Origin of the sequence: Shigella sp. FC1544 (assembly GCF_001722145.1) — a bacterium.
In the GTDB taxonomy this organism is placed as follows: Bacteria; Pseudomonadota; Gammaproteobacteria; order Enterobacterales; family Enterobacteriaceae; genus Escherichia; species Escherichia coli.
Map to the genome: position 1 here is coordinate 1 of NZ_MECT01000156.1, position 4459 is coordinate 4459.

The 4459-nt window shown below is 48.4% G+C and carries 7 protein-coding genes and 1 pseudogene; 4 read left to right on the forward strand and 4 right to left on the reverse strand.

Going from position 1 to position 4459, the window contains the following annotated elements:
• Positions 1-371 precede the first annotated feature (371 nt).
• On the reverse strand, positions 372-467 hold the full coding sequence (gene yncL, locus BGK49_RS26260; protein ID WP_001303494.1) for a stress response membrane protein YncL: 96 nt from the start codon (positions 465-467) through the stop codon (positions 372-374).
• A gap of 194 nt (positions 468-661) precedes the next feature.
• Here yncL and ortT point away from each other — a divergent pair, with 194 nt between their 5' ends.
• Both ortT and ydcY read left to right on the forward strand, forming a co-directional pair.
• Positions 662-835: an orphan toxin OrtT gene (ortT, locus tag BGK49_RS10020; protein WP_000061178.1), complete on the forward strand. Its 174-nt coding sequence runs from the start codon at positions 662-664 to the stop codon at positions 833-835.
• 85 nt (positions 836-920) lie between these two features.
• Positions 921-1154 (forward strand): DUF2526 family protein YdcY, encoded by a 234-nt coding sequence (ydcY, locus tag BGK49_RS10025; RefSeq protein ID WP_000018633.1) that lies wholly within the window; start codon positions 921-923, stop codon positions 1152-1154.
• Here ydcY and BGK49_RS10030 read toward each other — a convergent pair whose 3' ends face one another.
• Both BGK49_RS10030 and BGK49_RS10035 read right to left on the reverse strand, forming a co-directional pair.
• Positions 1155-1604, reverse strand: coding sequence for a DMT family transporter (locus BGK49_RS10030; protein ID WP_001076522.1), 450 nt, complete (start codon positions 1602-1604; stop codon positions 1155-1157).
• Positions 1601-2119: a GNAT family N-acetyltransferase gene (locus BGK49_RS10035; protein ID WP_001353827.1), complete on the reverse strand. Its 519-nt coding sequence runs from the start codon at positions 2117-2119 to the stop codon at positions 1601-1603. Before BGK49_RS10035 ends, BGK49_RS10030 begins: the two co-directional genes overlap by 4 nt.
• A gap of 180 nt (positions 2120-2299) precedes the next feature.
• Here BGK49_RS10035 and curA point away from each other — a divergent pair, with 180 nt between their 5' ends.
• Positions 2300-3337 (forward strand): NADPH-dependent curcumin/dihydrocurcumin reductase, encoded by a 1038-nt coding sequence (gene curA / locus BGK49_RS10040; RefSeq protein ID WP_005024926.1) that lies wholly within the window; start codon positions 2300-2302, stop codon positions 3335-3337.
• A gap of 197 nt (positions 3338-3534) precedes the next feature.
• Positions 3535-4149, forward strand: coding sequence for a colanic acid/biofilm transcriptional regulator McbR (gene mcbR / locus BGK49_RS10045; RefSeq protein ID WP_001118099.1), 615 nt, complete (start codon positions 3535-3537; stop codon positions 4147-4149).
• Positions 4150-4159: 10 nt separating this feature from the next.
• Here the strand turns inward: mcbR and BGK49_RS10050 are convergent.
• Positions 4160-4459, reverse strand: a pseudogene (locus tag BGK49_RS10050) (IS1-like element IS1X2 family transposase); the annotation flags it as partial.

Below are 4459 nucleotides of genomic sequence, written 5' to 3' on the forward strand. Positions count from 1 at the left end.
ACTGGCCGATAAACCGGGTCGGCGAACTGCTCCCCTGGCGCGTAGCACTGCCGACTGAATAACACATCCCCGTCAATACGGTTCTTGCTGCACGCTTACCGTTAAACTCAGGCTACCTCAGCATTTATAGACTCCCGCGCGTATAAAGTATTCATGATAGAAAAATGTGAAAACAAGATTCCGTTTGAATCAGTAAGCTGTTTGTATAGACGACAGTAGGGGGATGTTTTCTACTCATTTCAATGTAGATGCCAGCAAAAAGAAGTAAATATTAAGGATAATGTTGTAAACCTGGAGAGTATGAGAAGATCTTGCGTACTGTCAGAGAGTTGATTTCTCTGACAGTACGTGCTGCGTGCAAAATCACTACATCAAATAAACCAGCCAAATCTCATAGAGATAAGAGTAAACAAACCAACAGCAGCAAAGACATTTATCAGTACTACAGTTCTACTGGAAACATTCATTTTTGCCACCTTTTATCATTGCCCCTATGTGTATAGTACGGGTTAAGAAAATCCGCAATAATACTCATTCTGAAGATGGATAAGGGCAAGTTGCTGTTTGATGATTTTTTCTCAAACTGGTGAAAAAACTTGATGCACGTCAAAAAATGACGCATATTTGCGCGCGTTTTATTCATCTGGCTGGACGCCCGTACATGTCTCTCTATCAACATATGCTTGTTTTTTATGCGGTTATGGCAGCAATCGCATTTCTTATCACCTGGTTTCTTTCTCACGATAAGAAACGCATCCGTTTCTTAAGCGCCTTTCTGGTGGGGGCAACATGGCCGATGAGTTTCCCGGTGGCGCTGTTGTTTTCACTGTTTTAAATCTTACTCACTGGCTTGACGGCACCACGCAGACTTATATCATTTGGATGAATCGATAAATTTCACAAGTGGTTAAGGAGAAAGTATGTCGCATCTGGATGAAGTCATCGCGCGCGTGGATGCAGCGATTGAAGAGAGCGTCATTGCCCATATGAACGAATTATTAATCGCCCTGAGCGATGACGCGGAGTTAAGTCGGGAAGATCGCTACACCCAGCAGCAGCGTTTGCGCACCGCTATTGCTCATCACGGTCGCAAGCATAAAGAAGATATGGAAGCGCGCCACGAACAGTTAACCAAAGGCGGCACCATCCTCTGATTAAAATGAGTGTCTGGCTACCAACCAGGCGCCAACCACAAGTAAAATTGCGCCACAAATTGGGCCGAACAACGCCCGTAGTGGTACGCCATGACTGCGGAAGATATCCAGCATCAGACCGCCAATTAGCTGGCTGGCGACCAGTACTGCAATAGTTGTCGCCGCTCCCACATTCTGATATCCGCTGATACTGGCGAAGACAAAAAACGATCCCAGCAAGCCGGGTATAAGTGTCCACCAGCGCACGCTGGACACCAGTTCGCAAAACCCCGCCATGCCTTGTTTAAACCATAAAATAGAAACAAAGAGCACAATCCCCACCAGTGAGTTCAGCAACATGGCGATGAGAATGGTAGAGGAGGTCTGGGTGATGCGCACCATCAGCGTGTTCTGGACTACCAGACCAATTCCGGCGGCAATCAAAAAAGCAAGGGTGAGCGACTGATTCATCCAATCGCGTCCGGTTCAGTGCGTTCGTCGAGTTGCAACTGCATAAATGTCAGATCCAGCCAGCGCCCAAATTTAGTGCCCACCTGCGGCATTTGTGCGGTGACGACAAATCCCAGCGAATGGTGCAGATGCAGCGAGGCCTGATTTTGCGATTCGATCCCGGCGACCATGACATGCTTCCCGCTATCCCGCGCTTCATCAATCAATCGGCTTAACAATTTACGCCCCAGACCTTTGCCCTGATGATCGGGATGGACATAAACCGAATGTTCCACGGTATGGCGAAAACCATCGAAACTACGCCAGTCGCCAAACGAGGCATATCCCGTCACTACGCCATCTTCTTCACTTACCAGCACCGGATAACCTGCTATGGTCCGCGCTTCAAACCAGGCAATGCGGTTATCTGCATCAACCGTTTGGTCATTCCAGATAGCCGCCGTATACAACACGGCGTGGTTATAAATTTCCGCAATGGCAGCACAATCGGCTTTGCGGGCAAAACGGATGGACATGTCTGGCCTCGATAAAATAATGATGATGATGTTATCAATACTATCGAAAACAGCCCGAAGCAACGGATTCCTCGATGAAATTATTGCGTGTTGCAGAGGGGATGTGACGGCTGCAAACAAAACCAATCCCGTGAGCCTGCTACTATTGATGGATTCATGCCAAAAGCACAGGAGAGCATTATGGGGCAACAAAAGCAGCGTAATCGACGTTGGGTTCTGGCCTCGCGTCCACATGGCGCACCGGTTCCGGAGAATTTCCGTCTTGAAGAAGATGATGTCGCCACACCGGGTGAAGGACAGGTGTTACTGCGCACAGTTTATTTGTCCCTGGACCCGTATATGCGTGGACGTATGAGCGATGAGCCATCTTATTCACCGCCTGTTGATATTGGCGGCGTGATGGTCGGCGGCACGGTGAGCCATGTTGTGGAGTCGAATCATCCTGATTATCAGCCTGGCGACTGGGTGCTGGGCTACAGTGGATGGCAGGACTATGACATATCCAGTGGTGATGATCTGGTGAAACTTGGCGATCATCCGCAAAATCCATCGTGGTCGCTGGGTGTGCTGGGGATGCCAGGCTTTACCGCTTATATGGGGCTGCTGGATATCGGTCAGCCTAAAGAGGGCGAAACGTTGGTGGTAGCTGCGGCGACAGGTCCTGTGGGAGCAACGGTGGGGCAAATCGGCAAACTTAAAGGTTGCAGGGTGGTGGGGGGTGCCGGTGGCGCGGAAAAATGCCGCCATGCTATCGAGGTGCTGGGCTTCGATGTTTGTCTTGATCACCACGCGGGTGATTTTGCCGAACAACTGGTGAAAGCGTGCCCAAAAGGTATTGATATCTATTATGAAAACGTGGGCGGTAAGGTATTTGATGCAGTGCTACCATTACTTAATACATCTGCGCGCATTCCCGTTTGTGGCTTAGTGAGCAGCTATAACGCTACAGAGCTACCACCCGGTCCGGATCGTTTACCCCTGTTGATGGCAACGGTGCTGAAAAAACGTATTCGCTTGCAAGGGTTTATTATCGCTCAGGATTATGGTCACCGCATCCATGAGTTTCAGAAGGAGATGGGGCAATGGGTGAAAGAGGATAAAATCCACTACCACGAAGATATTACTGATGGTTTAGAGAATGCGCCACGGACGTTTATCGGCCTGCTGAAGGGTAAAAACTTCGGCAAAGTGGTGATCCGCGTCGCGGGTGATGATTAAAGTTTCAACGGCGGCGTAAGCCGCCATAAAAATCCAAGCAAAAAGCTTATTTTCAGCTTTAATTAACTAACCACGTCATTGTTCTGCTGCTAATAACAACAAAGGTGGGTGGTTTATGATTATTCACTTTAATACACCAGGTGAACTCCTTCTGCCGTGCAGGCAGGGTTGGACAGAAAACACGCGAAGGAATTAAAATGCCTGGAATGGGAAAAATGAAACATGTCAGTTTGACTCTGCAGGTTGAGAACGACCTGAAACATCAGCTTAGTATTGGCGCATTAAAACCTGGCGCACGCCTGATTACTAAAAATCTGGCGGAGCAATTAGGTATGAGTATTACACCTGTGCGTGAAGCATTATTACGTCTGGTTTCGGTGAATGCGCTTTCTGTCGCACCTGCACAAGCATTTACAGTTCCGGAAGTGGGGAAACGTCAATTAGACGAAATCAATCGGATCCGCTACGAACTGGAATTAATGGCAGTTGCTCTGGCTGTTGAAAACCTCACCCCGCAAGACCTGGCGGAACTCCAGGAATTGCTCGAGAAATTACAGCAGGCGCAAGAAAAGGGCGACATGGAACAAATCATTAATGTAAACAGGCTATTTCGCTTAGCGATTTATCATCGCTCAAATATGCCCATCCTGTGTGAGATGATTGAGCAACTGTGGGTCAGGATGGGGCCTGGTTTACATTATCTCTATGAAGCGATTAATCCAGCGGAATTACGGGAGCATATAGAAAACTATCATCTGTTACTCGCTGCGTTAAAAGCAAAAGACAAAGAGGGATGCAGACATTGTCGGTAATGACTCCAACTTACTGATAGTGTTTTATGTTCAGATAATGCCCGATGACCTTGTCATGCAGCTCCACCGATTTTGAGAACGACAGTGACTTCCGTCCCAGCCTTGCCAGATGTTGTCTCAGATTCAGATTATGTCGCTCAATGCGCTGAGTGTAACGCTTGCTGATAACGTGCAGCTTTCCCTTCAGGCGTGATTCATACAGCGGCCAGCCATCCGTCATCCATACCACGACCTCAAAGGCCGACAGCAGGCTCAGAAGACGCTCCAGTGTGGCCAGAGTGCGTTCACCGAAGACGTGCGCCACAACCGT